A 26,590-nucleotide genomic window follows, 5' to 3' on the forward strand; every position below is an offset into this window, starting at 1 on the left:
GGAAGGAAGCGGGGCTTTTTGTTGGCCTATGGATTTTGTACTTGGGACTTCCAGATTTCGAGTGACTAACGTTATTGAACAACTGGAGTGGCATTGACGTCTGGACTGAGGAAGTCAATGTGAAAGCTGCTGGAACCATCCCCGATAGCCCAGTGGACACCGTTGATGCCCTCATTCATTTGAGAGTTGACCTTGTAATCTATGCAGGCTGCTATTTCTTCGTTGACGCCGATGGCGAATTCGGTGAGTCCGAGTCCTCGAACCCCGGCAGCTAATCTCAATGTTTCGATATGCTCCTCGTTGTCGGCTTGTAAAGACGTGACCTTGTTTGCCACGACTGTCAGAAATCCTCCCGTCTTGGCTACCGAGTCTGATAACAGCTCAAGCCTGGCTCGAATGTTATTGGGTAATTGTGGGTTGGCTTTTCTTAATACCGTTAAGATTCCAGAAATCTTAAGTTTTCCGTTCAAGCAGAACGGGCAGCGTTCATGAGTGTTTATGTGGGCATAGTGCAATTCGAAAAATTCGGCTGCTGAGTGTATGAAGTTCTCTGAAATGTCCTCCTCTATCAACGCGTAGGGCTCAGCCTGGCGGTTGAGTGTGACGTTTCCGAAAGTGTCTTCGCCTGAGAGGAGAAATGAGTCATAGGAGTTAAGCATGTTTAAAAAGAAACGCTGTCTTTCTAAGGCTCTTTTGAAATCGCTGTTAAGCAGTAAGTGCAAACCGTAGTTCGCGCTACTGAAAGATGGATCGAAGACCTGTGCTGCGCAGAAAACGCTCTTCTTGACTGGGGTGGCCTTGGCAATCTCCAACGTGAGCTTGGCCGCGTTGTCGCTGAACGAGAAAATTATGCTATTTCGAGGAAGAGTCCTGAGCTCGTGAATGTGCGCAGTGTTTAATCCTTGATTACTGCATTCATCAAGGAATTCCTGTGAGTCTGCAATGACCCAGAATTCTTCCTCTCCAAAAAGTGTGTGATTAATTCAAGTATTTCTAATGTATGGAATAGGTTTTTGAGTTTTTTAGAGTGGGCTGTGCTGTTTTTTTGTTTGTTGGCTGCGAAGAGGCTATTTGTGTGGGAAGTGTCTGTAGCAGTTTTCTGAAATTTAAGTAAATGACCCGCTGGCGTTGTTTGGGTGGTCTAGTGTTGATAGGTTTTATTGCTGTTCGTTTGATGTTTTAAACTAAGGGGTCGGAAATGGCAGGTACAAAAAATATTTGTCTGATGCAGCTCTCCAGCAGGCGCTGTCCGTAACAGATCTGACGGAAACACATACACCCGTCCACGCGGTTCGGCTGATGGTCGATGAGATTGTCGAGGGATTGATTCGTAACGGCTGGCCTCGGGCACGTGTTCAGACTGGCCCGCGTATCGTGTCTGCCGAAGACAACTATGGGCTACTGGGCTACGACCCGGCAGAGATCACCTTGGGCAGTGAACACACGCGCTGGGTGAACGAACATTCGCTATTGCGCACGCAAACCACCAGCCAGATTCCCGTCGCCCTTCAACTGGCTGCTCAAGAGCGCAAGACGGGGGAAATGATCCTGCTCGCCGCTCCGGGCATCACATTTCGCCGCGACAGTCGGGATAGGTGGCATTGCGCCGAACCGCATCAAATGGATGTTTGGGTTCTGGGCGATCCAGAACTTTCGGATCGTGAGCATCTGTTGCGTCTGGTCGGCGATATTCTCGGCGCTGCGGTACCCGATAAGCCTTGGGTCTACAGCGACAGCCCGCATCACTACACCGAGGGTGGAATCGAAGTGAATGTATTGAACGACGGCGCCAATGTTGAAGTACTCGAATGCGGCCTCATCGCCACTTCGCTACTGAGGCGATTGAAAATTGATCCTCGGAGCCATGGTGGACTAGCGTTGGGAATGGGCCTGGATCGGTTGACGATGCTACGCAAGGGCATTCCAGATATCCGTTTGTTGCGAGACTCTAACGAACGGGTGCAGGCCCAAATGCAAGATCTGCGGCCATGGAGCGCCGTTTCGCGCTTGCCTTCGATTTCTCGAGATATTTCGGTGGCGGTGTCTCCTGGATTGAGCGAGGAGGTGCTGACGGAGAGGATGCTTCAGGCGGCCGGGGACTGTTCTGGCTGGATCGAGGAAATGCAGATCAAAGGACGTTGGGTTTCGTCTGAGTTGCCACCCCAAGCTATTGAGCGACTTGGCCTTCTGGCCCATCAGGAGAATGTTCTACTGCGCGTCGTACTGCGTGATTGTTCTCGGTCAATAACGACTGCGGAGGCCAATGCTTTGTATGAAAGGATTCAGTCGGCGTTGCACGAAGGCGCTCCGGGGGGAGGATACCGAATGGACTTGACGGCACGTTGATGCACTCGCCAACGTGCTGGTTCCGTCTCTCAGATAATCAAAATAGCCCCGCTTCTGGAAGAGCGCGGGGCTTTTTGTTGGGCGAGTTGTTTCTTTGTGGTCCCTGAGTTTTGTGACGATGTTGGTCAGTGCTGCGGGTTGACGTTATCCAATAGTCGATTCGCCAACAAACCACTCAGTTCGATCAGTTGCAGGATGCCGAGGGCAACATGGCGTCGTGAGCCTTTCAGGTCGAACGCAAGGTCGCTGACCATGGCATCGGCTGAAGCCAGGGTTTCGCTGAGGTTGGCCAGCAGGCTTTCGGTGTCGATGCCGTCGACGATGGTGAAGAGCTGGCCTGGCGATGGTTTATTCTCGGATTTGGCCTGTTTGGGGTTCAGGTAGTAATCGAGCGCGCGATCAGAGGCTTCCTGGAGTTTCTTGGGGTCTGCTTCTGGTTCGGGTGGGTTGGGTATGACCTTGTACATGGTTGACGCTCCTAGGGTAGTGGAGCCGCCAGATATCGCTGCTAAACGAGAATGGTGGCGACTGTACGCGGGTTAGCAGACCGGGACCCTAGAACCCGGCAGACCCGAAGGTCTCCCACGCACAACCGCCATGGCATAGATGCGCAAGCGCTGAAGCCTGCTCATGCATGTGGAGAGCGTACGTCTAGGATGTCCAGGCTGCTAAACCCGATCGCTGAACTGACAGCGACCCGCAAACGTTAAAGCCCAGGCCCAAGGCGTACAAGCCGGCGGATTCTGGCGTAGTTGTAGGCAATGGCGCAAGGTTGTGTGGCCTTGTGCTGAAGGGCGAGTTTTGGTGCCCCTAGCATTGGTGCAAACGTGTGGGGTGAGAGTCCCGCCGTAAGCTGACCCCAGCGAACGAAGTGAAGCGCAACTGCATGAGGGCGGCCGAATGGGGGAGCGTACCCGCATGCCGGGTGGCGTGGCAGGGGAACGGATGAACACGCCGATGGACTGACTTGTTTTCCATCGTCATACATTGTTGTCCTTAGGTCAGGTTGCCTCTTCGTATCTCATCAGCAGTTGTCATTACCCTCGCTTGCCCTGATGCCTGCGGGCTTGAACGCCCTGGGGTTGGAGAGGCGACGCCTGCGGAAGCGTTGGCTAAATCCCCAAGAGTTCGAGATGCCGTGAGCTGCACTAGTTCTCTCCCCCTAATAGCTGCTTTGTGCAGAGTCAACACAGTACCGCTGACAACGGAAACGGCCGTAATCCCCAAATGGATGCCTAAAGTTATGCCATAGCGAGTTTCAGTAAAAGCCACATTGTCAATCAAGCTCACGGGTATGTAACTAGCCGACGAAGAAAAACTGCTCACGTTGTGAATATGTTTAGCCCACCACCCTAACGTGGGATTTTCTATTCCCGGGATCCACCTTGTGACTCGTTGGGGGATTAAAGGGGGCAGGTAATCAGCAGCCATTTGGACAAGATTACTGGTAAACCAAGCCCATCCAAACCATCTTCCCGTGGGATCGCTACGGTTGACCGGGTCACCCCCGCAATACGCATAGCTATTCAAGCCACCTTTCCCAAAGGGGCTCAAGCTGTCGGGACTGTTGAAGCGCATGAGGCGCGGATTGAAAGCACGGTGTCCGTTTCCCAGCAGGTAGTGACCAGTGGTTGAATCAGCCCGTTCGCCGTTGAAGCCCATAATACTGGTCAAACCTCCCGCCTTCGGACGATGACCGTACGGTGTGTAAGCTGATCTCCTGCCGAAGGCTGTCAGCACAGTGCCATGTTGGTCGGTCATCAACAACGAAGTGACCTGGCTGTTGCCATTGTGGCTTTCCGCCAATAGCCCTTCCATGCCTTGAAAAATCTGAAGCTGAAGGGGGCCTTGGATTTCCGTAGTCAGCCGGTCTCGTTGATAAAAACGACTGCCCTGGGACTGATCGCTGGGCACGTAGCCGACCAAGCGATCGAGCGCATCGTATCGATATTCAATAAGAAGCCGGTCAGGAGTGGTATCCATGATCATTTTCCAGAAGCCAGACGACTCATTCAGTCTCTGTCTATATGAACAGGTTGTCTACTATCAGAACTGTTAGGTTTCTGGATGTAACGTGTCACTTAAAAATATCAAGCGCCTTCTTTGAAGATAATGGGCTGGAAGGCTGTAATGGCAGACTTCAGAAAGCTAAAGATATACAAGGTGTTGCTTTGATATATTTAGAGATGCTAACGGGGGTATTTTTTTAAAAAACTACTGTTACTGACTATATGAGTGCTGGCAAAACGCAATTGACCATAGTGTTTTAATTTCAAGGTTCGCAACTGTGCGAGCAAGCAATGTTACAAAATACATTTCTTGAGGTATTGCTCCGCTCAGGGTGGTAAAAGTAGGACATATTTAGATAACTAGTTATTGGTAGATGAACTTTACATGTAGACGTCTGGTTATTAAGGTTCGGCACGTCATGGAGGGCAAATCAGGAAACTAAGGTTAGGTTAATATTTGAAATTACCCGGTGGAAGTCTGATGAATTATTTGCCTGATTACAAAAACCAGAGCCTCACTGAACATGAGGTTTTTGGGCTGTCGGTAAAGTATAACCTTGCAGACGGTCATAGTTATATTTCCGCGAAGAAGCATTTTAGAGGCGTGTTATTCAATTTGCCGGATTTATGGGATGCTGCGGTCGAGACCTCTATCCCACAAATGGAAATGGCCTTTAAAGATATTTTTGCAGATTATTTCGCGCTGGCGGGTTTAAAGCGACACAAATATTTTTCGGTCTGTCCCACTGCGTCAAACAGTATAGATATAGTGGGTGCATGGGCGCGTTCAAAAAAGTTTAAAATCGGTTTGATCGAACCGACATTTGATAACCTCGCTCAACTACTCCGACGTAGGGAAGTCGAACTTGAAGCTCTTCCGGAAAAAATGTTCTACGACATAGAGCTATTAGAGAAAGTCATTCGAGACAAAGGTCTGAATGCTCTGTTCATCGTCAATCCGAATAATCCCACAGGTTTCGTCTTCGACGCGGTCATGATGGAAAATATCACTGATCTGTGTTGCAGGCTCAATATAGTATTAATACTCGACACCTCCTTTCGCTTTTGCCATAAAGCTCCGCTCGACGAGTATGCGCTTCTGCTTGAAAAGAATGCATCGTTTATCGTTCTAGAGGATACCGGCAAACAGTGGCCGACATTGGATGCCAAAGCCAGTCTGCTTTCATACAGCGATGATTTGGCTCAGGATATCAGAACCATATACGAGGAGATCTATCTTTGCTGTTCAAGTTTTACACTCAGAGTAATCATCGAATTTATTGAGGCGACATTGAGAAAAGGCGGCCTCGCTTACATGCATTCGATTATTACCAAAAACTCGGAAATGGTCCGCTCGCAGCTCGTAGGGACAAGGGTTTACGTTGATGCAGAACATCCGCAGTCGGTTATGACGGTCATGTGGCTTAACATAAAGCAAACGGGTCTTTCGGATCTTGAGTTGACTGACTACCTAGCAACTTATGATGTGGCCGTACTGCCAGGAAGGTATTTCTATTGGAGCAGCCATGAGGTTTCAGGGAGCGACCGTATAAGAATTGCTTTATTGAAGCCTGATGATCAGTTCGATCATTCTATTTCACGCTTGAGGCAAGCTTTACTCGAACTGGAGCCGGCCAATAGAATCAACACTGCAGAGAAGGTTTCAGAATGAAAAAGGTCCTGATTACAGGGGATTTTGACATCGATAAAGCGGTATTTCCAAACAACATCGAGCCCATCCATATTAGACGTCCTGTTAACGAGCAACAGCTTTTAGAGCTATTACCAGAGGTGCACGCTTATATTTTGGGCGGCCCGGAGTATTTATCGGTTCGATTGATTGATAAGGCCACTCAACTGAGGCACGTGGTCGTCATGGGGACGGGGATAGCAGGTTTTGTGGATATTGACTACGCTACAAAAAAATCCATACACCTGACCAATACTCCTCATATGAATGTCAAGGCGGTGACAGAATTTACATTGGCCATGCTCACCATTTGCCTGGCAAAGGTTCCTGAAAGTATTGAGGGCGTGAAGGAGGGGGGGCGCTGGATTCAAATACCCAGACCTACCCTATCAGACTTGAGCGTCGGGTTTGTGGGGATGGGGGCTATTGGCACCGAGATGGCGCATCAGCTGCACCTACGTGGTTGTTCGAGAATGACCTACTGGTCTCGAACTAGAAAGCCCGAAATTGAAAAAAATCTGAGCATGAGGTATGCATCTGTGAAGGACATTGTGGGCACTATGGACGTTGTATGCGTTCATCTTGCAGGGGGTCCTGAAACGCGATATTTGATTAATGAGGATGTATTGAAAAGTGCGAGCCCAACCATTAAAATCTTTAATGTGTCCAGTCCTTGGATCATTTGTCCAGTGGCGCTTAAAGACTTTCTTTGTACTCGCCCGGAAGCGTTTTGCTATATCGATGGTTATTACAATGAGTGGGTAGAAAATAAAGGTCAATTTAAAGATCCGTATGGCCTGCTTTCGCTGTCTACTAAAAACCTAGTGGTAACGTCTCACTTGGCCGCGCAAGAGCAAGGAACAATCAGTGCTATCTTTGCCAAGGCGGTGAGGCAAGTTATCGATTTTCCCTGAAGGTAGATACTGAAGGGCATGGGCACAGCTACCCGGCTTCGTAAGCGAGTGTTCTGATAAGAATGGCTCTAGCTGTGACTTAAACTATATAAAGGTAAACTTGGGGGCGTCGTTGACGCCCCCGATTTGTTATCCAGACTTCCTTTAACCAGCCCATGAGGTAACGCTTTCATGGGCTTGATTTAAAACCTCCGCTGTCTAATCGCTATCTGTCATCCGCCGATGCTGTCGAATCGTCTAAATAGATTGTAAACCTGCTTGATGGTAACAAAAAACGTGAGGGTTACCACCATAATAAAGGCTGATACGAACAGCGTGGGTCCATTAAACAAAGCATCTAATGCAACAGACGCAAATACGATCATTGGCAAGGCTGCGATCAAAAAATATAGCAATATCTTGGAATAGAATGTCGCGGGCAACAGCGCAAACGTAAAAATGGACGAATGAATATAGTCGACGGGTAGGTCGCGCTGGGTAACAAATGAAAAAGAGTTTAGCGCCATAATAAAGGTAACGCTTGCGACCACTCCCATCAGCATAACAAGCAAATACAAACCAGAGTTTAATGGATTCGCTAAGAATGGTGAAAAATCTATTTTATTCGAAAGCCCGCAAATGGCCGTCATGAGTAATGCGCTCCATAAATAATGAACTTGGCACCAGCGGAATAAAATCAGTGTCAGCAGGTTAACGGGTCGCACCAGCAACATGTCAATCCGGCCCTGTGTGAGCTGCCGAAAAAAACCGGCAATAGCGGAACTAAAGAAGCTGGTTAGCAAACCTCCCAACGTGTATGACATGAAGAAAATGAGTAACCAGTTGGTGTTGATTTCGTCAGTGATAACGAAAGTACTGATGACATCAAAAAAAACAAACTGTAAAGTGTAAAGTGTTACAAGCGCAAGCGTGCTGCCGAAAAGATTGGTTTTGTATTTGCCCGCTTCTTTTGCCGCGTTTCTGATCAATATGAGTACGTGCATTTAACCTCCTGCTCCCGAGTACCGGTTGCTAGCTAATTTAAAGGCGATCTTGCAGGCCGCCAACATAATCAGAAACCAGACAGCATAAAGACTTAAGAGCTCTATAAGTAATTCACTGCTTGGGCGCAGCAAGAATTCTGCTGGACCGCTAATGAGTAATCTAAATGGATTATATCGCATCAAAGGCTGAAGAAATTCCGGCCAATACGACAACGGAAGCAACGTTCCACCAATGACGTTCGCCAAAATAGCTTGGAAACTGAGTGTCATATCGGGGCGAGTTAGCCAAAACGTAGACAGAGCCATTAAGAAACCGAGTAGAAAACAGAACAACAGATTGATCAGGCTCAATATTATGAAGCCTATGACGCCTGGGCCTATAGAGCCTGAAATCATGACGAAAGCAGCGATAATCAGTATTGGAACATAATAAAGAATGCTTTCACCCAGGAAAATAAACAGGTTGTACTTAAAATAACTTATAGGCTTAATGAAAATACCTTCCAGTTGCCCCTCATGTACATTTGTGGAGACTCTAAAAATCAGGTCGTAGGTGTTGTTCAATCGATTGAGCGCTAGCACCGCAACATAATAAAGATAGGTTTCCTTTAACGTATATTGCGGAAGTGTTTCTGCGGTACCTCCGTGGTAAACAAAACTCCATATAGCAAACTGTATAAAAAATGGCACGCCCGTGGCGATGAGTAGGTCGGTTATTAACATGGACCTGTCTCGATACGCCGAGAGCAACCCCGTTTGGATGAGCTTGTAATAAGCGGTAACTTTCATGATTACTCATCAGACCAGGTTTTGAAGAGATTAACTACGCTATTCTCAAAATCCAATGAGGAGACTTCCAAGTCGTAGAGTCCTTCTTTGAATAGGCTGAAAATGGCGCTGATTGATGATCGTGGTACTATGTAGGAAATTTGGTTTGATCCATCATTAAGAATGCTGAACTCTGGAAAGTTTTCAATGGCTTTTTTGAATGCCAGAAGCCCTTTCTCGCTACTAGTCATATCCTGAGTGCTTACGGTTAGTTTTACATTAGTCCTGAAAGTCCTGCTTAATTCGCGCATGGAACCGTCAAAGCGAATGCGTCCTTTGTCTATGATAATGGCGTCGTCGCAACAGGCTTCTATATCGCCGAGGTCATGGCTCGTTAGAAAGACCGAAAGATTGTTTGTTTTTCTTTCGTGGTTCAGGTATCTGCGTATTTCATATTTGGACGTCACGTCCAGTCCGACCGTTGGCTCATCCAGAAAAATCAATTTTGGAGAATGCAAGAGATTAAGGGTTAGCTCGCATTTTACTCGTTCGCCCAAGCTTAAGTTGCGAACGGGTTTGTGAAGGATCTTAACCAGATTCAAAGCATCGGATAGTTCTGAAAGCCGACGCAGGTAGTCAGTGTCTGCAATACCATAAATTTCTTTATAGGTATCAAAACTTGTTTTGACTGGTAGATCCCACCAGAGTGATGTTTTATGGCCGAAGACCACTCCTATTTGTTTAAGAAATTTTTTTTCACGAAGACTTGGGTCGCAGCCGAGGACTCTTACTTGTCCGGATGAAGGTTTTTGTATTCCACACAGTATCTTGATCAAGCTGGATTTGCCCGCTCCGTTTGGTCCAATAAATCCAACGGCGGCGCCATTTTTAATAGTGAGCTCTATCGAGTCCAACGCCTGAAATATGTCATATTGCGGTTTTACTAATTGCTTGCTCCATGCCATTAGACCTCTAGTTTCTCTGGCTAGAGAATAATTTTTGCAGACTGACTTCAAACTGATTAAATCGTTCATAGATGATATAGGTCTGTGCTAGTGTCTAGAATGTTTAGCAGGGGCGAGGTGTGGACTACTACTCGGTGTGCTCGTGCGCTAGTAACATTCTTTAAGTACGCCATCGGTGATTTCAAAGTGGCGATTTCCAATGTTTTCAATAAGCCTGGCATCGTGGGAAACTATTATCGCAGCGGGATTCAAGCGCTGGATTTCGCTTTCCAATGCCTCCTGGGACTTTATATCCAAGTGGTTTGTAGGTTCATCAAGAATTAAAAAATTTGAGTTGTTCAAGCTCAAAGCCAATAGAGCGAGTCGACTGCGCTCGCCGTAGCTGAGTTGTCCAATTTTTTTCTGAGTATTCAGATAGGAGAATCCCGCAGAGGCGAGTTTATTGATTGCTTGCTGCTGATCAATTTCAAAATTGCTTGAGAAGAACTCCAGTGCGCTGGATGCTTTTGGTAATGCAGAGAGCTCTTGGTCAAGAGTGCCTATTCTTATGGAGGGATTGCGCTTTATCTCCGTGGCCGTGCCGTCAATAATGGCCCTTAACAAGGTGCTTTTGCCGGAGCCGTTTTTTCCAGTAATAACGATTCGATCGCCTCTGTTGATGACAAGCGATTTTACGGAAAAAAGAAAATTCCCTGTGGTTGAATATAACTTGAGGTTTTCTATCTGGAGAATTTTTTTTACATTTAATTCATCTGCGGCCAACGTAATGTCTTGTTTGCGAAAAATTTTCGCGATGGGCATGTGGGCTTCAAGGCTTTTGACCCTGCGCTCTATTTTTTTTGCCTTTTGAGAAGCATTGTCACTATGATTATTTACACCCAGTTGACGTTGGAAGTGTGCACTTTTCTTTAACCTTTGAATTTCATTGAATTTGATTGATCTGTATTCAGACAATGCCTGCTCCTGTTCTGAAAGCAGTTTTCTTGCATGAGTGAAACTGGTTTTGAAGTGAGAAAAACGCTGGTTATGAAGAAAAAGCGTACTCTTCGTAGCTAAATCCAGGAAATCACGGTTGTGGCTGACCACTGCAAATGTATCTGCAATATGTTTTTCCCTAAGCAAACGAATTAGGTTTTCTATGTGGGAACGGTCCAGATGGTTTGTTGGTTCATCCAGTAGCAATACATCTGGTTGCAAGATTGCCGCTTCGGCAATCATTACTATTTTTTTCCAGCCGCCACTTAGTTGGCCGAATGGAAGTGCTCGGTAGCCTTCTGGAAAGTTAAACAGCTCAAGGGTATAGCTGACTTTCCATTGCTCTTTCGTTGCGTCAGATAAACTATTTTCCAATATTTCAACCGCAGTTGACTCGTTCCATTGAGCTGGGTATCCCTGTTCTACGTAGAGACAGCGTAATCCTCGAGCATGTATTATGTCGCCTCCATGTTCATCTTGTTGTTTCGCGATGCTGCGAAGCAGTGAGCTTTTTCCGGCACCGTTATCTCCAACGATTCCCAGTTGGTCGCCTCTGTTAATGGTCAGGTTCAGATCCGAGAAAAGTGTTTTTGCGTGAATGGATAAAGAGGCGTTCATCACCTTGATCAGAGACATATTTAATTGATTTTCCATTCCCGAACGATGCTTCTGCGTTTGTAGGAGTTCTGCACGGGCCACTCATGTACCTCTCGATGTAGCAGCGTAATTGAATAGCCAAACAAAAAGGAAATTCGATCCCTTAGCTCCTGTAATATTTCCGGCATGTTTTTATGCGGGGCGCCTGAATATTGGGTAATCAACTCTACGGTCTCTGAGTTTTTTTGTATCAGGCGGAATTGCTTCAAGGTCTTGTCAGGTGTAATCAATATGTCATCTATAGCGGCCAACAGCGAAGCGCTTGGAACGACCTCCAATCCCCGAGTGCGAAAGGTGTCGTCGCGTCTACCATTTATTTCTTCCAAAGAGGTGCATGCGCTGCCGCATCCGCAAAGGCTATTAGAATTATTTTTTTTGGCCACATCCCCATGATCGAATCGAATCAATGGCATAAGCTCATTATTGAGATCCGTACAGATGACATTACCGAAGCCCCGGCTGTCGGCATTCACAATTTCCAAATACACACCGTCCTCAATGACGTGATAATTGCCGTGAGTGCATTGGGTCGCGATCATTCCTATTTCTTCGGAGCTGTACTCGTCATACACTGGGAGACCTAGCGCTTTAGAATAATAGTCACGCTCTTGCTGAGTACTGGACTCGGAATTAGTCAAGATAGCCTCCACCCCACTGCTTTTCACATGTTCTTTGTGTTGAAGTATCAAAGGAAGGTAGCTTGGCAGTGTTACAAGTAACCTGGGACGCAGATAGGACAGGTGTTCGCCTAACGGTGTGTCAGGTAGCAGGTCTGGTAGTTGAAACGTTCTATATTTGCCATGAAGGGAAGAGAACGCCAAGCCTTCGTGATGGAGCAGATATATCCAATCGCGCTCTTGTAACGGAGTTTTCAAGCATGAATTGTAGAAGCGGAGCACTTGTAAGTGGTCGAGGATGATGTCGTTATCATCGCTGTATACGGTGAACGGATTTCCACTGGACCCTGATGTGCGAGAGGTGTTGGCATGCTCGAGGTGTTCAGCGTCGTTGACTATCTTGCTTGGTTCAAAGCTATTGAGGAGGGCCTTGTTTACGATGGGAAGTCGTTCGAAGTCTGAGAAGCTGGAGATACTCCCAAGTTCGTAGCCGCAGGCGGTATAAAGTTCACGATAGAAGGGGACGTTTGCGAAGGCATTATCGACCAGATTTTTTATTTTCAGTAACTGATATTTTCTTATGTCCTCCACTGATTGACGCAAAAAAGTGTTCATTTGTTCTGCGTTCTTGGACCAGAGCCCCAAGGCTCTGCCTTGAAGTATTTGATTGTCGGTACCTCGCATGCGCACTTGGTGTGCCATTTTTTTTATCGTTGGTGAAGTGCCGTGTTCTCGCTTCCAGTCATAAGTTTCTTCTGTCGCGACGTAGTTGTCCATTTTCCTAGTCTGCCTGTGCTGAGTCGTAGTTTGGATTTTGGGGCTGTATGAAGAAAGTTGTTGATTCGAAGTTATTTTAGAACCGGGCGCGGAGGATGCATCGGCAATCAGTGAACATGCCAATGGGTAAAGGAGATATAGCTTTACGCTCATTCAAAACCAATCCGGTGGGTTGGTCGGAGCTAATAATAATTTCGGTCATGTTCTACTCCGTTTTTGGGCGGAGGCGAATCTAAGGAAAACTATAAATATTCGCAAATCGAAAAGTATAAAATTTATTTCAGACTTGGTTTGTAACTTTTTTGATTTGTTACATGCGATGTCAAGTTGTGTCTGTCTTAATTAGAAACAAAGCAAAGGATTTTCTTTGATTTGATAGTCGTCTACATTTTCTACCTGGGAAAAACTGACTCTTCAAGGAGTGAATTCGGTAAAAAGGGGTTTTCCTGGGTGTGGCCAATAATGGTTTTTGGCTGAGTTAATTAATTCAAGGAGGAAGGGGTTTTATGGTTGACTTCAATGCGCTTCTGCCAGAGATGATAGTCTCTGATATTAAATATAGCCTTAAGTTTTACTGCAAAGTGATCGGTTTTAATATTGAGTACGAAAGGCCGGAAGACGGCTTTGCTTTCATTTCATATCATGGAAGTCAATTGATGTTGGAGCAGGGCCGTCCCGATGTATCACCCTGGCGAGTTGAGCCGCTTGAAAAACCTTATGGACGCGGGATAAACCTTTCAATCGAATGCCCTGATGTCAACGCTTTGGCGAGAACGCTCGTGCTATCCGGGCATACGTTGCGAAAGCCCATAGAGGAATTTTGGTATAGGGAAAATAAACGGCTTCAAGGAGAGAGCAATTTCCTTGTGCAGGATCCAGACGGTTATTTGCTTCGCTTTGCTCAGGATTTAGGCTGCAGACCTTTGCCACGAGACGAACTTTGAGGTGCGAATAGGGCTGAGACATCCGAATGGGCCATGAATGGTCCTATCCGGCAGCCCGGAGCGATGCTGCAGTGAGGGCATTGCTCCGCCTAGGCGGGGGGCGAGGGGTAAACGCGTTTTGGTTAATTTCGTCGGGCCGGTATTCGAGTTTTTCGAAGTGGCCGTTACCGCAGCGGCGGATATAGACCCACCCGAATATGCAACACCCGCGAAAGGTTCCGCTAAACCTTGAACCACCCTATCAACGGCTGCAAATGCCCCCCAAGCCGAGCCAGTTCGGCGCTGGAAGCAGTCTCTTCACTGGCGGCGGAGCCCTGTTCGGACACATCGCGGACGTTCAGCACACTGCGATTGATTCCTCAACCACAGGGCTCTGCTGCTCGGCCGCGGCGGCGGTCTGCCGGTTCATCGCCTGGATCGCCGCGACCTGGCCGATTTCGTTTCACGAGTCCACGATCAGGCCGCTTGTACGCTCTCTTGGAGCTTGCCCAGGCGTTCGTTGACGGCTGCCGGTCCTTGTTCGCCCCCTAGACCCTGAATCGTCCCACCAACGTCTGCAAGTGCACGCCCAGCCGGGCCAGTTCGGCGCTGGAGGCGGCGGTTTCTTCGCTGGACGATGCAGTTTGCTCTGACACGTCGCGTACGTTCAGCACGCTGCGGTTGATTTCTTCGGCCACGGCGCTCTGCTGTTCGGCCGCGGCCGCGATCTGCTGGTTCATCGATTGGATCGCCGAAACCGTGCGAGTAATGTTCTCCAACGAGCCTCCCGCGCGGCGGGTCAGTTCGACGCTGCTGTCGGTCAGACTGCGGCTGTTGTCCATGATGGTCGCGACCTGTTCGGTGCCGCTTTGCAGGCCAACAATCAGTTCTGCGATTTCTTCGGTGGACTTCTGGGTGCGCTGGGCCAGGCTGCGGACTTCGTCGGCCACCACCGCGAAACCACGCCCGGCTTCACCGGCGCGGGCCGCTTCGATGGCCGCGTTGAGGGCCAGCAGGTTGGTTTGCTGGGCCACGGACTTGATCACGTCCAGGACGCTGCCGATCTTGTCGCTTTCACGCTTCAGATCCCCCATGGCGGCGGTGGAGTTACCCACTTCCTTGGCCAGCCGCTCGATCTGGGCGATGGCCTCGCCAACCACTTTGTCACCTTCGCGAGCCTGCTGGTCGGCAGCGAGGGCGGCTTCGGAGGCTTCCTCGGCGTTGCGGGCGACTTCTTGCACCGTGGCGGTCATTTCGTGCATGGCGGTGGCGACCTGATCGGTTTCCACTTTCTGGCTGTTGACCCCGGCGCTGGTCTGCTCGGTCACGGCCGAGAGTTGTTCGGCGGCGCTGGAGATCTGGGTCACACCTTCGCTGATGCCACCGATCAATTGTCGCAGGCCCACGGTCATGCTTTGCATGGCGCGTTGCAGTTGGCCCAGTTCGTCGCGACGGTCGGAGGTGAGGTTGTGGGTCAGGTCGCCGGCGGCGACGCGTTCGGCAACCTTCAAGGTCTGGCCGAGGGGGCCCACGATCTGCCGGGTGATGAACAGCGCAGCGATCACGCCAAACAGCAGCGCCAGGGCGGCCGCTACGATCAGGATCATCTTGGCTTGGGCGGCGTCGCGGTCACGCACGGCTGTCTGGGACACGGTCAGCTTCTGGCTGGCATCCATCAGTATCTGACCCTGCTCGCTCATGCGCTGGAGGGCCGCGGCGTTGTCGATTTGCGAGTCGCGAAACTGAGCGACCGCCGCGCGGTAGAGGTTGAACGAGTCGCTGGCCTGCTGCAGGCCGGCGGCGTGTTCCTGGGGCAATTGGTCTGGCAGGCGCGCAAGCAGTTTGAGGACGACGTCGATGGCATCGAGGGCGGGTTGCTGGGCGTCGCTCTTGCCGCTGTAGGTGTAGCCGCGAACCTGGTAGCGGGCTTGCTGGATGGCCTTGCTCAGGGTGACCACGCTGTTGAACGGGGTGACGTCGCCGGCTTGCAGCATCGACTTTTCAACTTCGGCGACGCGGGCCACGGCGTTGTCGGCGCTGGCGCCGAGTTTGCTGCGTGCATCTTCGCGGCTGACGGTGGCGCGGGTCATCTGGGCGAAGGCGCCCTTGTATTCGGCGACGGCGGCCAGTTGCGCATCGATCAGCGCCACGTCGGCCGGTTGTTCGATCAATAGGCGAGCAGTCTTCAGGCCCTCTTCGAGCTTGCCCAGCAGGTCGTTGACCGGCTGCGGTCCTTTCTCGCCCCGCGTGGTGTTGTAGTCGATGCTGGCCAGGTTCAAGTCTTTGCTCAAGTCGTTGAGACTGGCAATGAACCCCAGCTTGTCGCCCCGGCTGATGACATTGCCCAGGCCGGACCAACCGGTGAATGCAATCATCAAGGTGAGGAACAGCACCAGGCCGAAGCCTGCGCCGAGTTTGCGATTAACGCCTACGTTTCCCAGACCCTGGGCAAGCCACCGGAACATGCTGATACTCCCTTGTAGCGCTGATTGGTTTTATCTGGCCTGTATCGGCGGTTCGGGCGGGATCTGTAGAAAAATAGACGTAATGCGTTTCCGTGGCGAGGGAGCTTGCTCCCGCTCGGCTGCGAAGCCGTGGCAAAGTCTGACGGCGCTGGTGGCCGCTTCGCGCCCAAGCGGGAGCAAGCTCCCTCGCCACGGGGGTTACATTTTTAGACCTTGAAGCGTCCCACCAGCGTCTGTAGATGAACCCCCAGTCGCGCCAGCTCGGCACTGGAGGCGGCAGTTTCTTCACTGGAAGCGGCTGTTTGCTCGGACACATCGCGAACATTCAGTACGCTGCGGTTGATCTCTTCAGCCACGGCGCTCTGTTGCTCGGCCGCGGCGGCGATCTGTTGGTTCATCGACTGGATCGCCGAGACGGTGCGGGTGATGTTTTCCAGTGAGCCGCCGGCACGGCGGGTCAGTTCGACGCTGCTGTCGGTCAGGCTGCGGCTGTTGTCCAGGCTGGTCGCGACCTGTTCGGTTCCGGTCTGCAGGCCAAGAACCAGTTGCTCGATCTCTTCAGTGGACTTCTGGGTGCGCTGGGCCAGGCTGCGCACCTCGTCGGCCACCACCGCAAACCCACGCCCGGCTTCACCGGCCCGGGCCGCCTCGATGGCCGCGTTGAGGGCCAGCAGGTTGGTTTGCTGGGCCACGGACTTGATCACGTCCAGAACGCTACCGATCTTGTCGCTCTCGCGTTTTAGGTGGCCCATGGCTTCGGTGGAGCTGCCCACCGCGTTGGACAGGCGCTCGATCTGGGCGATGGCTTCGCCGACCACCTTTTCGCCTTCGCGAGCCTGTTGGTCCGCGGCGGCCGTTGCTTCGCTCGCTTGCTCGGCATTGCGCGCCACTTCCTGCACGGTGGCGGTCATTTCGTGCATGGCGGTCGCGACCTGGTCGGTTTCCACTTTCTGGCTGTTGACCCCGGCGCTGGTCTGTTCGGTGACGGCGGAGAGTTGTTCGGCGGCGCTGGCGATTTGCGTGACGCTGTCGCTGATGCCGCCGATCAGTTGCCGCAGGCCCACGGTCATGCTCTGCATGGCCCGTTGCAGTTGGCCCAGTTCGTCGCGGCGCTCGGAGCTGAGGTTGTGGGTCAGGTCGCCTGCCGCCACGCGTTCGGCGACCTTGAGGGTCTGCTCCAGCGGGGTGACAATCTGCCGGGTGATCGCCAGGGCCGCGATCACGCCGAAGAGGAAGGCCAGCGCGGCGGCCGATGCCAGCAAAATCTTGGCTTCGCTGGCTTCATGGTCGCGCACGATGGTCTGGGACTGGGTGAGATTTCCGCTGGCCTCGCGTAGCACCACCCCTAAGTCGGACATGCGCTTGATCGCGGCAGCGCTTGCGGTCTGGGCATCATGGAACTGGCCGACCACTGCACGATAAGTCTTGAACGATTCGTTGGCCTGCCGCAGGTTGGCGGCGTGTTCGTCTGGTAGTTGGGCCGGCAGGCTGGCGAGGGTTTTCAACGCGCTATCGATGGCATCCAGGGCAGGCTGTTCGGCGTCGGCCTGGCCGCTGTAGGTGTAGCCGCGAACCTGATAGCGGGCTTGCTGGATGGCCTTGCTCAGGCTGACCACACTGTCGAATTGAGCAACGTCGGCGCTTTGCCGCATGGCGTTTTCAACGCTGGCGACACGGGCTACGGCGTTATCGGCATTGGCGCCCAATTTGCTGCGTGCATCCTCGCGACTGGCCATGGCACGGGTCAAATCGGCGAACGCAACCTTGTAGTCGGCGATAGCCCCCAGTTGTTTGTCGAGGAGCACCATGTCGGCTGGCTGCTCGATCGATTGACGGGCGGTTTGTAGCCCAGGCTCCAGTTTTCCGAGCAGATCGTTGATTTCCCCTGGGCCCTTTTCACCGCGGGTCGAAAAATAGTCCATGCGCGCGGTACGCAGGTCCTTGGTCTGGTCGTTCAGGCTGGCAATGAGCCCGAGCATGTCTCCGTGGGCAATCACGCGGCCCAGGCCGATCCATCCGGTGAAAGCGATCATCAAGGTTAAGAACAGCACTAGGCCGAAACCGAAGCCAAGTTTGCGATTAACGCCTACGTTACCTAGCCATTGGAACATGCTGATACTCCCTTGAAGGGCGGAACTGCTTTGTGTAAAGCACTATCGGCCCATAAAGGAATAACAGGAGAAATGAGTTAGATGCGTTTGGAATACCGTGGTAAACCAAAGGGCTCAGAACAGTCGTGCGAGCAGGGCCGTAACGGCAGTCTCGACCCGCAGGATCCGTTCGCCCAGCTGTACCGGTTGCAGGCCGGCCTTGCCCAGCAGGTCGATCTCGTAGGGAATCCAACCGCCTTCGGGGCCGATGGCCAAGGTCACTGGTTCCGTTAGCGCTCGCGGGCAAGGCGGATGGTTGCCAGGGTGGCCAACCAGTCCGAGGGTGCCGTTCGTGATGGCCGGCAGGCGGTCCTCGACGAAGGGTTTGAAGCGTTTTTCGATGATGATGTCTGGCAGCACGCTGTCCCGGGCTTGCTCCAGGCCCAGGATCAATTGCTCGCGAATCGCCTCGGGCTCCAGGAACGGCGTCTGCCAAAAGCTCTTTTCCACGCGATAGCTGTTGACCAGCACCACCCTCGGCACGCCCATGGTGGCGACCGTCTGGAACACTCGCCTGAGCATTTTCGGACGCGGCAGCGCCAGCACCAGGGTCAACGGCAACTTGGCCGGTGGCGGCTGGTCGAGGGTCACCTGCAGTTCGGCCTCGCGAGCCTCCAGGCGCAGCACCTGGGCCGAGCCCATCAACCCGCCGATGCGCCCGACCCGCAGGCTGTCACCGACGGCACTGCGATGGACTTCCTGCATGTGGGTCAACCTCCGATCGCTCAGGATGACGCGGTCAGGCCCGATGAAATCGGCCTCTTCGAGCAGCAGCAGGTTCACGCCTGGGTCGCTGGCGGCTGGTCGTTGTGGTCGTCGACCGGCTGGTCCTCGGGTACTTCTTCCCGGCGCTTGCGCACCAAGCCGCCGAACAGGATGCCAATCTCGAACAGCAGCCACATCGGCACCGCCAGCAGGGTCTGGGAGAAAATGTCCGGCGGAGTCAGGATCATGCCGACCACGAAGCAACCGATGATCACGTAGGGGCGGATCTTCTTCAGGTAGGCCACGTCGACCACGCCGATCCACACCAGCAGCACCACGGCCACGGGGATTTCGAACGCCACGCCGAAGGCGAAGAACAGCGTCATGACGAAATCCAGGTAGCTGCTGATGTCGGTCATCATCTCCACGCCCGCCGGGGTGGCGGCGGCGAAGAACTTGAAGATCAGCGGGAACACCAGGTAATAGGCGAAGGCCATGCCGGTGTAGAACAGCAGGATGCTGGACACCAACAGCGGCACGGCGATGCGCTTTTCATGCTTGTACAGGCCCGGTGCGATGAAGCCCCAGATCTGGTGCAGGATCACCGGGATCGCCAGGAACAGCGAGACCATCATCGTCAGCTTCAATGGTGTCAGGAACGGCGACGACACGTCGGTGGCGATCATTGTCGCGCCTACCGGCAGGTACTGGCGCAGTGGCGTGGAGACGAATGTGTAGATCTGCTGGGTGAAGGAAAACAGCCCGGCGAAGATGATGAACACCGCCGCGACGCAACGCAGCAGGCGGGTGCGCAACTCGGTGAGGTGCGATACCAGCGGCATCGGCTGGTCGTTTTCAGGAATATCGCTCATGGGGCTCGCGGCGGCAAAGTAGGATCGTTAGGCGCAGTGATAGCTGGCGGCGCTGTATCCGCGACCGTCGGTGACACTGGCGCCGGTTCAGCCACCGACGCGCCACCTTCTGGCGCTTGGGGAAGCACCGTCGGTTCGGCCACAGGCTGAACTGGCGTCGGTTCCTGCTGGGTGGGCGTGAAGATTTTTCGCGCCTCCTGCTCCAGGGACAGAATGTGTTCGTTGTGCAGTTGCCGACGGATGTCGTCGGCACCGATTTCACGTTCAACTTCCTGTTTGATCGCATTGAAGCTGCGCTTCAGGCGCCCGATCCAGAGACCGGCGGTGCGCGCAGCACCCGGCAGGCGCTCGGGGCCCAGTACCAGCAGGGCGACGAGGCCGACGAGCAGCAGTTCAGTGAAGCTGATCCCAAACATTAGTCAGTGCTCACGAGTCTTTGCGGATGGGCTCTTCGACTTTTTGGGCCTGCACGTCGATGGTATTCGGCGCATTCACAGGCTGAGTGGCCTGTGGGTGTACCGGTTGGGTCGGTTGTGCGGGCTGAGCCTGGTTTGTCGTCGGATCGGCCGGTTTCTCGTCATCGTTCATGGCCTTGCGAAAACCCTTGATCGACTCGCCGACATCGGTGCCGAGGTTCTTCAGTTTCTTGGTACCGAACACCAGCACCACGACGACCAGGATGACGACCCAGTGTTTCCAGTCAAAGATACCCATGTGGCTACTCCTCTCAAAAATTGATCAGGCGGACGGGCGCGAGGCTTTCTCGACGTGCCCGGACAGACCGAAGCGACGGTCGAGTTCATCCAGTACGGCCTGCGGATGCTGCCCCAGTTGGGCCAGCATGACCAGGCTGTGGAACCACAGGTCGGCGGTCTCGTAGATCACGTCGCTGCAGTCGCCGCTGATGGCGGCATCCTTGGCAGCGATGATGGTCTCGACGGATTCTTCGCCGACTTTTTCCAGAATCTTGTTCAAGCCCTTGTGGTACAGGCTGGCGACATAGGAACTGTCGGCCGCGGCGCCCTTGCGCTCTTCCAGCACCTGGGCCAGGCGGGTCAGGGTGTCACTCATGGGTATGTCCTGAATAAATGGCATGCGGGTCCTTGAGTACCGGGTCGACGGTTTTCCAGTCGCCGTTCTCGAAGACGCGATAGAAGCAGCTTTGACGGCCGGTGTGGCAGGCAATCTCGCCGACTTGCTCGACCATCAGGATGATGACGTCGCCGTCGCAGTCCAGGCGCATCTCATGCAGGTGCTGCACATGCCCGGACTCTTCACCCTTGCGCCACAGCTTGCCACGGGAACGTGACCAATAGATGGCGCGGTTCTCGGCGGCGGTCAGGGCCAGCGCTTCACGGTTCATCCAGGCCATCATCAATACGCGCCCGGTCTTGTGGTCCTGGGCGATGGCCGGCACCAGGCCGTCAGCGTCCCACTTGATCTCGTCCTGCCAGTTTTTCATCGTTGACTCCGACCAAGGGCCGCGCACCTGACGTCGGCGGGCCCAGCGTTGAAACAGTGTGCCAGCGCGAACCGGTGCTGGCTATCGGCGAACGACCAGATACAGACCGACCGCCATCATGATGCCGGCCGGCCAGTGACCCATTTCGCTCAACGGCCCGCCGGTCGCCAGCACCGCGCCGCCGCCCAGGTGAGCCGCGCCAAGCAGGCGCAACAGCCAGTCGTCCTTGCGTCGGTGCCAGGGGGGCGCCGGGTCGTGGGCGTGGGGTTGGGACATGCGTTCGAGCAGGTCGCGGGTCATGTTGGCCAAGTGCGGGATCTGCTCGAACTGGCTCTGCACGTTGCCCAGCAGGGTCCGCGGGCTGACGCGTTCGCGCATCCAGCGCTCGAGGAACGGCTGGGCGGTGTTCCACAGGTCCAGGTCCGGGTACAGCTGGCGACCGAGGCCTTCGATGTTCAACAGGGTCTTCTGCAACAGCACCAGCTGTGGCTGGACTTCCATGTTGAAGCGCCGGGCGGTCTGGAACAGGCGCATCAGCACCTGACCAAAGGAAATATCTTTTAACGGTTTTTCGAAGATCGGTTCGCACACGGTACGGATCGCCGCTTCGAATTCGTTGAGCTTGGTCTCGGCCGGCACCCAGCCCGAATCGATGTGCAGTTGGGCGACACGGCGGTAATCACGCTTGAAAAAGGCGAACAGGTTGCGGGCCAGGTAGTCCTGGTCCTCGGGGGTCAGGCTGCCGACGATGCCGCAGTCGATGGCGATGTATTGAGGGCTCCACGGCTGCACGGTGCTGACGAAGATGTTGCCCGGGTGCATGTCGGCGTGGAAGAAACTGTCGCGGAACACCTGGGTGAAGAAGATTTCCACGCCGCGTTCGGCTAGCAGTTTCATGTCGGTGCGCTGGTCGGCCAGGGTCGCCAGGTCGGTGACCTGGATGCCGTAGATGCGCTCCATCACCAGGACTTTCGGCCGGCACCAGTCCCAATAGACCTGGGGCACATAGAGCAGCGGCGAGCCTTCGAAGTTGCGGCGCAGCTGGCTGGCGTTGGCGGCCTCGCGCAGCAGGTCGAGTTCGTCGTAGATGGTTTTTTCGTAGTCCTGGACCACGTCCACCGGGTGCAGCAGGCGGGCATCGGCCGACAACCGTTCGGCGGCGCGGGCGAGGATGAACAGCCACGCCAGGTCCTGGGCGATGATGGGCTTGAGGCCCGGCCGGATGACCTTGACCACCACCTCTTCGCCGCTCTTGAGCTGGGCGGCATGCACCTGGGCCACGGAGGCCGAGGCCAGGGGCTCGACGTCGAAACGGCTGAAAACTTCGCTGATCTTCTTGCCCAGTTGTTCCTCGATCAGGGCCACCGACAGCTTGGAATCGAACGGCGGCACGCGGTCTTGCAACAGCATCAGTTCATCGGCGATGTCTTCGGGCAGCAGGTCGCGACGGGTCGAGAGGATCTGCCCGAACTTGATGAAGATCGGTCCCAGGTCCTGCAAGGCGAGGCGCAGGCGCGCGCCACGCGTCAGGTCCAGAGTTCGTCGGGGGAACCAGCGCCACGGCAGCACGAAGCGCAGCGCCAGGAGAAACCAGGGCAGCGGCAGGGCGAACAGCAGGTCATCGAGGCGGTAGCGAATCACGACGCGCTGGATGCGCAACAAACGGCGGACGGCAAGCAGCTTCATGCGTTATCGCTTGGTTTCAAGGGATCGGGAAAGGCGCTCGAAACGCGCCTCGAGACGTTCCAGGTCAAGCTTGACCTGGTCCAGTTCATCAAAACGGGCCTGGGCCTCGCGTTGGCCTACGAGGGTACGCGATTCTTCGGCCAGGTATTCACTCAGATTCTGTCCCAGGCTGGCGAAGCCCTGGCGGTACCAGCGACGGCGGCTGTGCAGATGGCCGCTGAGCAACTGGGTCGCCACTGGGCCGATCCAGCGGGACACTTCGTATTCCCAGTCCAGTTCCAGGTCCTGGAGAATCGCCGCCAGCTCCAACAGCACGCCACTGTCGCCGTCGAGCTCGACTTCAGGGCTGTGCAGCACCGCGGTCTTGTCCTTGCCCAGGGCCAGGTTCAACAGGCTCGAGGCTGGGGCGCGCAGCGTGCAATCCGCTTCGGCTTCCCAGTGGGCGGCGAGCATCAGGCCTTCGTCGCTGGGCAGGATGAACAACTGCAACGCCGGGTTGCGGCAGTCGACGGCGATCACCTTGCCGCTCAAGTGCGCCAGGCGCGCGAGCGCCGTGCTGTCCAGGCGCAGCACCCGGTTGATACCGAGTTCGACGCTGGCGAGCAGGCCGGTGAGCAGCATCAGGGTTTGATACCGCGATGCAGGGCGACGATGCCCGCGGTCATGTTGTGGTAGGTCACGCGGTCGAAACCGGCCTCGACCATCATCGACTTCAGGGTTTCCTGGTTCGGGTGCATGCGGATCGATTCGGCCAGGTAGCGATAGCTTTCCGAGTCATTGGTGATCAGCTTGCCCATCAGCGGCATGAAGGCGAACGAGTAGGCGTCATAGGCCTTGGACATCAACGCGTTGGTCGGTTTGGAGAACTCCAGCACCAGCAGGCGGCCGCCGGGCTTGAGCACGCGCAGCATCGAGCGCAGGGCGTCTTCCTTGTGGGTGACGTTGCGCAGGCCGAAGGCGATGGTCACGCAGTCGAAATGGTTGTCGGGGAACGGCAGCTTTTCGGCGTCGGCCTGGACGAACTCGACATTGCCGGCCACTCCCAGGTCCAGCAGGCGGTCGCGGCCGACCTTGAGCATGGATTCGTTGATGTCGGCCAGCACCACCTGGCCGGTCGGCCCGACGATGTGGGAAAACTTCTTCGTCAGGTCACCCGTGCCGCCAGCGATGTCCAGCACACGATTGCCGCTGCGCACGCCCGACAGCTCGATTGCGAAACGCTTCCACAGCCGGTGCATGCCGCCCGAGAGCAGGTCGTTCATCAAGTCGTACTTGGCGGCTACGGAGTGGAAAACCTCAGCGACTTTTTCCGCTTTCTGGCTTTCCGGCACGTTCTTGAAGCCGAAGTGAGTGGTGGGTTCGGCATCGCTGCCTTTGCGCTGATCAGTCATATCGCGGTCACCAAAAAAGAATGCGGGACATTCTAATCCCGGTGGAGGGCTTTGTCTTGGCAAGGCTGCAGGTAAGATGGGCTACCGCCTGGACGTTTTGACGCAGCCAGTGTCCGAAACGTTCAGGTATGTCCCGATAAAACAGGAGTCATCCGATGGCCCGTATAACGGTTGAGCGTGCCCATGACCTGGGCAAGGAAGCGGCGCGAGAGAAAGCCGACAAGCTGGCGCAGAAGTTGTCCGACAGCTATGGCCTGGAGCCGCAGTGGGTGGGCGATACCCTGAAACTCAAGCGTTCCGGGGTCAAGGGCGAAGTGCATGTGGGCGAGGATTCGATCCGCGTCGACGTGGAACTGGGCATGTTGATGTCGGCCATGAGCGGCACGATCAAGACGGAAATCGAAAAGGCGTTGGATAAGGCGTTGGCCTGATCGAACGAAAGGGTGGGAGAACGCAAAATTGAAGTTCACCACCCACCTGTGGGAGCGAGCTTGCTCGCGATTGCATTGTTTCAGTCACATTAAGGTTGGCTGACACTCCGCCATCGCGAGCAAGCTCGCTCCCACAGGGAAAGTCATCGCCTTCAGTGTTTGTGTCAGTTGTTAGGGTGCCGTTTCTAATTATTGTCACTACTTTGTGCCTGAGCCCGTCCATGTGCGGGCAGTTCCTCAAACCTTTTTTCGAGTGAGGTGCACCATGGCCAAAGTTATTCTGAAGAAAAAAACCGACGTTGAATCTTCCACGCTCAGCGACGTGAAAACGTACGCGCGCAAGATCTGGCTGGCTGGCCTGGGCGCCTATACGAAGGTCGGCCAGGAAGGCAGCGGGTACTTCCAGGAGTTGGTAAAGGCTGGCGAAGTTATTGAAACCAAAGGCAAAAAGAAAATTGCCGGGAAACTTGAAGCGGCCAACAGCGAATTGATTGAAGCCAAGAGTGACGTCAATACTTTCAAGGCCCGGGTTGAAGTACAACTCGATAAAGTCGAGAAGGTATTCGATGCTCGTGTTGCAAGTGCCTTGAATCGTATCGGCATTCCGTCTAAACATGACGTTGAGACACTCTCTGCTAAGCTCGATGAGCTGACAGCATTGCTCGAACGTGTCGCGCGTAAACATTAAGGAGAACGGGATGGCTGGCAAAAAAATCACAGAAAAAGAGGGCAGCTCGTGGGCCGGGAAGATTGAAAAATATTCCCGCAAAATCTGGCTTGCTGGTTTAGGCGTGTACTCGAAGATCGACACTGACGGCAGCAAGCTCTTCGAGTCCCTGGTTAAGGACGGCGAAAAGGCCGAAAAACTCACCAAGACGGCGGTCGGCAAACAGGTCGATGCCGCCAAGGATTCTGCCGAGTCCGCCAAGTCGCGCATCGGTGGTGTGAAAGATCGGGCACTGGGCAAATGGGACGAACTGGAAGGGGCTTTCGACAAGCGCCTGAACAGCGCGATCTCGCGCCTGGGCGTGCCGAGCCGTAATGAAGTCAAGGCGCTGCACAGCAAGGTCGATACCCTGACCAAGCAGATCGAAAAACTCACCGGCGCCAAAGTCGCACCCGTGGCGACCAAGACGGCGGCGGCCAAACCGGCCGCTAAAACGGCAGCCAAACCACTGGTCAAAGCTGCGGCAAAACCCGCCGCCAAACCAGCGGCGAAAGCTGCGGCCAAGCCTGTGGCCAAAACCGCTGCGGCCAAACCTGCTGCCAAGGCGGCGGCCAAACCGGTAGCGGCGAAAGCGGCAGCCAAGCCCGCCGCCAAACCGGCTGCCAAACCGACTGCCAAGCCAGCGGCCAAGACTGCTGCAGCTAAACCCGCTGCGGCCAAGCCAGCGGCTAAGCCTGCAGCCAAGCCGGCGGCAAAAGCGGCAGCCAAACCCGCTGCGGCGAAAAAGCCTGCCGTGAAAAAAACGGCCGCGCCAAAAGCCGCCGCGCCCAAGGCGCCAACCGCGGCCGCCAAACCGGCAACCCCGGCGAGCACGACGAACTCCGCCGCTGCTCCGACCCCGGTCGCCACTCCAGCACCAGCGGCGGCTCCAACGACGCCTTCCACCCAGTCCTGATTCTGCGGGACATGCAAAAACGCCCGGCCTGTGAAGGTCGGGCGTTTTTGTTTGTACGCAGGTCAATCTCAAACCTTGAAATCACCCGGAAAACAATGTGGGAGCGAGCTTGCTCGCGATAGCGGTGGGTCAGCAATATTGATCTTGACTGATATACCGCCATCGCGAGCAAGCTCGCTCCC

Annotated in this window: 25 protein-coding genes and 1 pseudogene; 7 read left to right on the forward strand and 19 right to left on the reverse strand. The window is 54.1% G+C overall.

The annotated features are described in order from the left end of the window. Positions 1-71: 71 nt before the first annotated feature. Positions 72-812, reverse strand: coding sequence for a hypothetical protein (locus tag AB7M32_RS06510; protein ID WP_454249425.1), 741 nt, complete (start codon positions 810-812; stop codon positions 72-74). 406 nt (positions 813-1,218) lie between these two features. Between AB7M32_RS06510 and srmL the strand changes: the two genes are divergently transcribed. Then, complete coding sequence (srmL, locus tag AB7M32_RS06515; protein WP_454249426.1) at positions 1,219-2,346, forward strand: PheS-related mystery ligase SrmL; 1,128 nt, start codon at positions 1,219-1,221, stop codon at positions 2,344-2,346. A gap of 125 nt (positions 2,347-2,471) precedes the next feature. On the opposite strand, the gene AB7M32_RS06520 is transcribed toward srmL, so the two are convergent. Together AB7M32_RS06520 and AB7M32_RS06525 are read right to left on the reverse strand one after the other, a co-directional pair. Further along, positions 2,472-2,813 carry a DUF6124 family protein gene (locus AB7M32_RS06520; protein ID WP_454249427.1) on the reverse strand — a complete coding sequence of 114 codons (342 nt, stop codon included), beginning with the start codon at positions 2,811-2,813 and terminating at the stop codon, positions 2,472-2,474. Between the two features lie 529 nt (positions 2,814-3,342). Beyond that, the gene (locus AB7M32_RS06525) at positions 3,343-4,329 is read right to left on the reverse strand and encodes an RHS repeat-associated core domain-containing protein (RefSeq protein WP_454249428.1); all 987 of its coding nucleotides are present in this window, start codon (positions 4,327-4,329) and stop codon (positions 3,343-3,345) included. A gap of 507 nt (positions 4,330-4,836) precedes the next feature. Here AB7M32_RS06525 and AB7M32_RS06530 point away from each other — a divergent pair. Both AB7M32_RS06530 and AB7M32_RS06535 read left to right on the forward strand, forming a co-directional pair. Continuing rightward, positions 4,837-6,027, forward strand: a complete 1,191-nt coding sequence (locus tag AB7M32_RS06530) for an aminotransferase class I/II-fold pyridoxal phosphate-dependent enzyme (RefSeq protein WP_454249429.1) — start codon at positions 4,837-4,839, stop codon at positions 6,025-6,027. Continuing rightward, the gene (locus AB7M32_RS06535; RefSeq protein WP_454249430.1) at positions 6,024-6,959 is read left to right on the forward strand and encodes an NAD(P)-dependent oxidoreductase; all 936 of its coding nucleotides are present in this window, start codon (positions 6,024-6,026) and stop codon (positions 6,957-6,959) included. Before AB7M32_RS06530 ends, AB7M32_RS06535 begins: the two co-directional genes overlap by 4 nt. Before the next feature lie 212 nt (positions 6,960-7,171). Here AB7M32_RS06535 and AB7M32_RS06540 read toward each other — a convergent pair whose 3' ends face one another. The 5 genes from AB7M32_RS06540 to AB7M32_RS06560 form a co-directional block, all read right to left on the reverse strand. Next, positions 7,172-7,942 carry an ABC-2 family transporter protein gene (locus tag AB7M32_RS06540; RefSeq protein ID WP_454249431.1) on the reverse strand — a complete coding sequence of 257 codons (771 nt, stop codon included), beginning with the start codon at positions 7,940-7,942 and terminating at the stop codon, positions 7,172-7,174. After that, on the reverse strand, positions 7,943-8,731 hold the full coding sequence (locus AB7M32_RS06545) for an ABC-2 family transporter protein (RefSeq protein ID WP_454249432.1): 789 nt from the start codon (positions 8,729-8,731) through the stop codon (positions 7,943-7,945). Between the two features lie 2 nt (positions 8,732-8,733). Then, the gene (locus AB7M32_RS06550) at positions 8,734-9,675 is read right to left on the reverse strand and encodes an ABC transporter ATP-binding protein (protein ID WP_454249433.1); all 942 of its coding nucleotides are present in this window, start codon (positions 9,673-9,675) and stop codon (positions 8,734-8,736) included. A gap of 147 nt (positions 9,676-9,822) precedes the next feature. Then, a complete protein-coding gene (locus AB7M32_RS06555) occupies positions 9,823-11,349 on the reverse strand; it encodes an ATP-binding cassette domain-containing protein (protein WP_454249434.1) in 1,527 nt (508 codons plus the stop codon). After that, positions 11,289-12,701, reverse strand: a complete 1,413-nt coding sequence (locus tag AB7M32_RS06560; protein WP_454249435.1) for a phenylacetate--CoA ligase family protein — start codon at positions 12,699-12,701, stop codon at positions 11,289-11,291. The genes AB7M32_RS06555 and AB7M32_RS06560 overlap by 61 nt, the downstream gene beginning before the upstream one ends. A gap of 506 nt (positions 12,702-13,207) precedes the next feature. Between AB7M32_RS06560 and AB7M32_RS06565 the strand changes: the two genes are divergently transcribed. After that, positions 13,208-13,645, forward strand: coding sequence for a VOC family protein (locus AB7M32_RS06565; protein WP_454249436.1), 438 nt, complete (start codon positions 13,208-13,210; stop codon positions 13,643-13,645). Between the two features lie 527 nt (positions 13,646-14,172). On the opposite strand, the gene AB7M32_RS06570 is transcribed toward AB7M32_RS06565, so the two are convergent. The 11 genes and pseudogenes from AB7M32_RS06570 to ubiE form a co-directional block, all read right to left on the reverse strand. Beyond that, positions 14,173-16,089, reverse strand: a complete 1,917-nt coding sequence (locus AB7M32_RS06570) for a methyl-accepting chemotaxis protein (protein WP_454249437.1) — start codon at positions 16,087-16,089, stop codon at positions 14,173-14,175. Between the two features lie 206 nt (positions 16,090-16,295). Further along, positions 16,296-18,200: a methyl-accepting chemotaxis protein gene (locus tag AB7M32_RS06575; RefSeq protein WP_454249438.1), complete on the reverse strand. Its 1,905-nt coding sequence runs from the start codon at positions 18,198-18,200 to the stop codon at positions 16,296-16,298. 114 nt (positions 18,201-18,314) lie between these two features. Beyond that, on the reverse strand, positions 18,315-19,022 hold the full coding sequence (locus AB7M32_RS06580; protein ID WP_092203300.1) for a 16S rRNA (uracil(1498)-N(3))-methyltransferase: 708 nt from the start codon (positions 19,020-19,022) through the stop codon (positions 18,315-18,317). After that, positions 19,019-19,816, reverse strand: a complete 798-nt coding sequence (gene tatC, locus AB7M32_RS06585; RefSeq protein WP_454249439.1) for a twin-arginine translocase subunit TatC — start codon at positions 19,814-19,816, stop codon at positions 19,019-19,021. The genes AB7M32_RS06580 and tatC overlap by 4 nt, the downstream gene beginning before the upstream one ends. Continuing rightward, a complete protein-coding gene (tatB, locus tag AB7M32_RS06590; protein WP_454249440.1) occupies positions 19,813-20,232 on the reverse strand; it encodes a Sec-independent protein translocase protein TatB in 420 nt (139 codons plus the stop codon). The genes tatC and tatB overlap by 4 nt, the downstream gene beginning before the upstream one ends. Before the next feature lie 10 nt (positions 20,233-20,242). Continuing rightward, positions 20,243-20,530, reverse strand: coding sequence for a twin-arginine translocase TatA/TatE family subunit (locus tag AB7M32_RS06595; RefSeq protein ID WP_060739575.1), 288 nt, complete (start codon positions 20,528-20,530; stop codon positions 20,243-20,245). Positions 20,531-20,554: 24 nt separating this feature from the next. Beyond that, a complete protein-coding gene (locus AB7M32_RS06600) occupies positions 20,555-20,887 on the reverse strand; it encodes a phosphoribosyl-ATP diphosphatase (protein ID WP_003186671.1) in 333 nt (110 codons plus the stop codon). Continuing rightward, positions 20,880-21,278: a phosphoribosyl-AMP cyclohydrolase gene (gene hisI, locus AB7M32_RS06605; RefSeq protein WP_003196931.1), complete on the reverse strand. Its 399-nt coding sequence runs from the start codon at positions 21,276-21,278 to the stop codon at positions 20,880-20,882. Before hisI ends, AB7M32_RS06600 begins: the two co-directional genes overlap by 8 nt. Positions 21,279-21,359: 81 nt before the next feature. Then, positions 21,360-22,964, reverse strand: coding sequence for a ubiquinone biosynthesis regulatory protein kinase UbiB (gene ubiB / locus AB7M32_RS06610; protein ID WP_072407374.1), 1,605 nt, complete (start codon positions 22,962-22,964; stop codon positions 21,360-21,362). After that, positions 22,961-23,585 (reverse strand): annotated as a pseudogene (locus AB7M32_RS06615) (ubiquinone biosynthesis accessory factor UbiJ). The gene ubiB and the pseudogene AB7M32_RS06615 overlap by 4 nt, the downstream one beginning before the upstream one ends. After that, positions 23,585-24,355, reverse strand: coding sequence for a bifunctional demethylmenaquinone methyltransferase/2-methoxy-6-polyprenyl-1,4-benzoquinol methylase UbiE (ubiE, locus tag AB7M32_RS06620; protein ID WP_003196937.1), 771 nt, complete (start codon positions 24,353-24,355; stop codon positions 23,585-23,587). Before ubiE ends, AB7M32_RS06615 begins: the two are co-directional and overlap by 1 nt. Before the next feature lie 155 nt (positions 24,356-24,510). On the opposite strand from ubiE, the gene AB7M32_RS06625 reads away from it, so the two are divergent. The 3 genes from AB7M32_RS06625 to AB7M32_RS06635 all read left to right on the forward strand — a co-directional run bounded on the left by AB7M32_RS06625 (position 24,511) and on the right by AB7M32_RS06635 (position 26,408). Beyond that, on the forward strand, positions 24,511-24,786 hold the full coding sequence (locus tag AB7M32_RS06625; protein WP_072407372.1) for a polyhydroxyalkanoic acid system family protein: 276 nt from the start codon (positions 24,511-24,513) through the stop codon (positions 24,784-24,786). A gap of 265 nt (positions 24,787-25,051) precedes the next feature. Continuing rightward, complete coding sequence (locus tag AB7M32_RS06630) at positions 25,052-25,474, forward strand: phasin family protein (protein ID WP_060739572.1); 423 nt, start codon at positions 25,052-25,054, stop codon at positions 25,472-25,474. A gap of 10 nt (positions 25,475-25,484) precedes the next feature. Further along, the gene (locus tag AB7M32_RS06635; protein ID WP_454249441.1) at positions 25,485-26,408 is read left to right on the forward strand and encodes a phasin family protein; all 924 of its coding nucleotides are present in this window, start codon (positions 25,485-25,487) and stop codon (positions 26,406-26,408) included. Positions 26,409-26,590 lie beyond the last annotated feature (182 nt).

This window comes from Pseudomonas sp. R151218B TE3479 (assembly GCF_053629195.1).

Bases quoted from the DNA above. Each gene is read 5' to 3' on its own strand.
- AB7M32_RS06520 (WP_454249427.1), bottom strand. From the start codon at position 2,813: ATGTACAAGGTCATACCCAACCCACCCGAACCAGAAGCAGACCCCAAG.
- AB7M32_RS06525 (WP_454249428.1), bottom strand. From the start codon at position 4,329: ATGGATACCACTCCTGACCGGCTTCTTATTGAATATCGATACGATGCG.
- AB7M32_RS06530 (WP_454249429.1), top strand. From the start codon at position 4,837: ATGAATTATTTGCCTGATTACAAAAACCAGAGCCTCACTGAACATGAG.
- AB7M32_RS06535 (WP_454249430.1), top strand. From the start codon at position 6,024: ATGAAAAAGGTCCTGATTACAGGGGATTTTGACATCGATAAAGCGGTA.
- AB7M32_RS06540 (WP_454249431.1), bottom strand. From the start codon at position 7,942: ATGCACGTACTCATATTGATCAGAAACGCGGCAAAAGAAGCGGGCAAA.
- AB7M32_RS06545 (WP_454249432.1), bottom strand. From the start codon at position 8,731: ATGAAAGTTACCGCTTATTACAAGCTCATCCAAACGGGGTTGCTCTCG.
- AB7M32_RS06550 (WP_454249433.1), bottom strand. From the start codon at position 9,675: ATGGCATGGAGCAAGCAATTAGTAAAACCGCAATATGACATATTTCAG.
- AB7M32_RS06560 (WP_454249435.1), bottom strand. From the start codon at position 12,701: ATGGACAACTACGTCGCGACAGAAGAAACTTATGACTGGAAGCGAGAA.
- AB7M32_RS06565 (WP_454249436.1), top strand. From the start codon at position 13,208: ATGGTTGACTTCAATGCGCTTCTGCCAGAGATGATAGTCTCTGATATT.
- AB7M32_RS06570 (WP_454249437.1), bottom strand. From the start codon at position 16,089: ATGTTCCGGTGGCTTGCCCAGGGTCTGGGAAACGTAGGCGTTAATCGC.
- AB7M32_RS06575 (WP_454249438.1), bottom strand. From the start codon at position 18,200: ATGTTCCAATGGCTAGGTAACGTAGGCGTTAATCGCAAACTTGGCTTC.
- tatC (WP_454249439.1), bottom strand. From the start codon at position 19,816: ATGAGCGATATTCCTGAAAACGACCAGCCGATGCCGCTGGTATCGCAC.
- tatB (WP_454249440.1), bottom strand. From the start codon at position 20,232: ATGTTTGGGATCAGCTTCACTGAACTGCTGCTCGTCGGCCTCGTCGCC.
- AB7M32_RS06595 (WP_060739575.1), bottom strand. From the start codon at position 20,530: ATGGGTATCTTTGACTGGAAACACTGGGTCGTCATCCTGGTCGTCGTG.
- AB7M32_RS06600 (WP_003186671.1), bottom strand. From the start codon at position 20,887: ATGAGTGACACCCTGACCCGCCTGGCCCAGGTGCTGGAAGAGCGCAAG.
- hisI (WP_003196931.1), bottom strand. From the start codon at position 21,278: ATGAAAAACTGGCAGGACGAGATCAAGTGGGACGCTGACGGCCTGGTG.
- ubiB (WP_072407374.1), bottom strand. From the start codon at position 22,964: ATGAAGCTGCTTGCCGTCCGCCGTTTGTTGCGCATCCAGCGCGTCGTG.
- ubiE (WP_003196937.1), bottom strand. From the start codon at position 24,355: ATGACTGATCAGCGCAAAGGCAGCGATGCCGAACCCACCACTCACTTC.
- AB7M32_RS06625 (WP_072407372.1), top strand. From the start codon at position 24,511: ATGGCCCGTATAACGGTTGAGCGTGCCCATGACCTGGGCAAGGAAGCG.
- AB7M32_RS06630 (WP_060739572.1), top strand. From the start codon at position 25,052: ATGGCCAAAGTTATTCTGAAGAAAAAAACCGACGTTGAATCTTCCACG.
- AB7M32_RS06635 (WP_454249441.1), top strand. From the start codon at position 25,485: ATGGCTGGCAAAAAAATCACAGAAAAAGAGGGCAGCTCGTGGGCCGGG.